The organism is Clostridia bacterium, assembly GCA_036562685.1.
Lineage (GTDB): Bacteria > Bacillota > Clostridia > Christensenellales > DUVY01 > DUVY01.
In genome coordinates, this window is the sequence record DATCJR010000033.1 from 1 (window position 1) to 3425 (window position 3425).

A 3425-nucleotide genomic window follows, 5' to 3' on the forward strand; every position below is an offset into this window, starting at 1 on the left:
AGCATTATCAAAAATACCTACTTTAACGCCGCATTCATTATATGTAGAAACGCTTGTTGATAATACTCTGTATTGAATCATCAAAACATCTTTTTGGCTAAAGTCATTTTCCAACAAATTCTTCAACTCTAGTCCGACAAAGGGTGCTTGTCCATCTTTTATCGGTGCATTGAATTTGCCAGAAATGAATAGTGAATCAAAAGTTGCATAGATGCTGCCAAATTCTTGTCTGCCGTCCATGATAACGTTTCCGGTACCTGCCAAAGGAGCCTGATATTCATAAATAGTATTTGTTCCCATTTGAACTTTCAAATCAGAATCAACTTCAGCTATTGTGTACTTGCCGTCAACTAATTCTACTACTTCACCATTAACTTTAAACCAAGCAACTTCATAACCCAAATTAGCTTTAACAGTAAAGGTTACATCAGCACCGTTAGGAACAGGGTTTTTATCTGCAGTAATTACTCCATGTTCATGTTCAACAATAGTAATGTATCTAGGTTCAGCATTAGGATCAGGAACAAAATTGGCTGCTACAGTTGTTCTAGCATTAATATCTGTGATAGTGTATTGTCCGTTTTGATCAAGAGCAACAGTTTGATTATTTATGGTTACCTTATCAATAACATAACCAGTTTTGGGTGTTACTGTAATTGTTGCAGATCCGCCTGCCAAAACATTAGGCTTATCTACTGTAACAGTTCCTCTATTTGTAGCAGGTGATGTAACAACTACAGGATAAGAAACAACATTTATTTCTTCATTAGTCAAATAAACTCTAGATAATTTTATGCTTGCCCCTATAGAATTGCTGGGAGCTGCATATACTTTTATATAAGGGAAAACATAACTATAATTAAATACGTTTGTAGCTGTTCTAGCCAACAAAGAATCAAGCATTATATATACTTTTCCCTTAAATCCTTTAGTCAGATAAGGTCTGCCATCGTTTACCCAGCTGTTATTTTCGCTTCCATATAGATAATAAACGGCATCGTTATCACCTACGCATATAAATTCAACAGGATGGAATCTTTGAGCATTATAAAGATTAATTCCATCTCCGCTGAATAATGCCATACCAAGACGTACATCTGAGATGCTTTCTGTGGTATCTATATCTAAAACAATTGCAGTAAGTCCTGTCAAATCAGCATATTCATAAACACCAACCGCATTAGAAACAGGAGTTTCTGAAGTCTTTAGAATTTCCTTAGGGAATTTTACCCATGTAGGATCAGTAGTATCTCCGTTTCCTGCTTCATAGTATTTTACTTCACCTTTTTTAAGATATTGAGCAGCATAGCTGTTAACATCCCCGCTCAAATCAAAATTATCAGCAGAAGGTGTATAAAGTACTTCACTAAGTCCGTCTTTATTAAAATCAGTTAAGGTATAAACTTTACCAATATTATATCTTACGGGAGCAGTAAGTTCGGTTGTAAACATTACAGTGTCGATCACTGTTTCTTCGGGAATATTAAACTCTTTTAAGTCTAATAATAAATAACCGAAGAAGCCTTCATAAGCAGTTTGAGTAGCCTTCAAAACTCCGTTTGCTAAAGCTGCTTTTTGAGTTGCGACACCGTTAACCAATTCATAATATACTGCGTTTTCTGAAAGGTTATAGGTATTATCTCCAGACTTTAATGTAATCTTAAGATTGTCTGTAACAGCATTTGTCATAGGATTATGATATTCTACTGCAAATCCTGTTTCATCAGAACTAAGTTCTATCGGAACGCTTATTACTGCGCTTCCAGAAGCAGATTTTGTATAAACTGCAATAGAGTCAAAACCTGCATGAATTGTGGCTCCAGTCAAAGCTACTGAAGGTGCATAACTTCCTGAAGTAAAATCATAGGTTACGACTTCAGTATCTTGAGCATGTGCAATGGTCATTGAGAATGATAGCATCATTAAAAATGACATCAAGAATAAAAAGATACTCTTTTTTCTGATGTTTTTTCTCATTTCCTTTCCTCCTATGTATATTTCTTATATTTCGCCTATTGGCTTTATTATTTTTTAAAAAAGATAAAAGCTGCTGCTAATATTGTGGAGAATATAATTGCTGAAGAACTTCCTGCTCTGCAAGAGCTAGATTTTTTGGGTTGAGCAATTTTAACATCAACAATTAAATTCTTATAGGTATCTTCTAATGTCTCAATTAATTCAGTCTCGAACTTTAATTGATATGCGGTGTTATCGTCTTTATAACCGATAGTTTTCCATGTACCTGTAAGGTAATAAGTATTTCCGCTTTCATCTGTCACAGAAACATACTTAGGTAAAGACTCAATAACACTTTGTAATGTAGTGCCCTTTTCTATTTCAATTGTTTTTTGGAAATTAGTTGATACTATCTCATGCCAATTCTTGTTCTTAGCAATTAAAATCTTTTCTTGAGCTTTTTTTGATACAAAAGCGCCAGCCTTCAAATCTTCTTCAGTAAATTTTGCTAAGCGAATTTCTTGACTCGGATAATTATTTCCTGCTTGAGCTGCAGAACGATTTCGGTCATAAATAACATATATAGTGCCGTCTTCTCCTTGCGCAGCATCAGGATAAGAGACAATTGATCTTTCATCTAATAACAAAGCGCTCCAAGTTTTGCCTTCATCTTCTGACAAATATGCTGTCAAATTATTTCTAACTGATGTGGAATTATGGCTGACAAACAATAAATTGCCTGATTTTAATCTCATAATATGGAACTTAGAACCAGGTCCAATCAAAGGATAGCCTAATCCACTCTGCATTGTTGTCCATGTTTTGCCGCCGTCAGATGAGAAACTCTGTTCAATTCCGCCTCCTGACCCGCTTTCAATTCTAGAAAGCATCCAGAGCCTTCCGTCTTTTAGTTCAACAATTTGTGATTCGTGGAAATATTTTTTATTAGCAACAGATGTGGCAGCTCCTATTTTGGACCATGTTTGACCTTTATCATAAGATGCCCAAACAAAGCTTTTGGTAACATCTACACTTGAACGTTCTGTTACCATGACCCAAGCTCCAGTAGATAAAGCTGTGGGCTTTTTTGCAATTCCGTATTCTGCTACATGAACAGGCTGAGAACAGGTAATTTTATCCACATCTCCAGCTGGATTATTAATCTTAATTGCCCATGTATCATATTGGCAATAATAACACCATAAATTACCATCGGGATCTACCCATAAACATGCAATATATGTTCTGACTTTTTCGTCATTTTTTATGATAATAAATGGTTCTACCCAAGTTTTTCCTCCGTCGTCGCTATAACCGATTGTTATGTAATTGTTAGCATCAGGTTCGGTATAACCGCCGACTGTCATTGCAGCCCAAATACGATTTCCTGTTACTTCTACACTGGGCATAGATTGAAAGTATCTTGTAGCAGGGTCATATGTTTCTGAAGTATCTGATGATAATTTGGT

2 protein-coding genes are annotated in these 3425 nt (G+C 35.5%); both read right to left on the reverse strand.

Annotated features, from left to right (window positions below):
- A partial coding sequence (locus VIL26_01245) for a hypothetical protein (protein ID HEY8389568.1) occupies positions 1-1977 on the reverse strand: 1977 nt, incomplete at its 3' end.
- 47 nt (positions 1978-2024) lie between these two features.
- Positions 2025-3425: sialidase family protein (locus VIL26_01250; GenBank protein HEY8389569.1), on the reverse strand; the 1401-nt coding region annotated here is incomplete at its 5' end.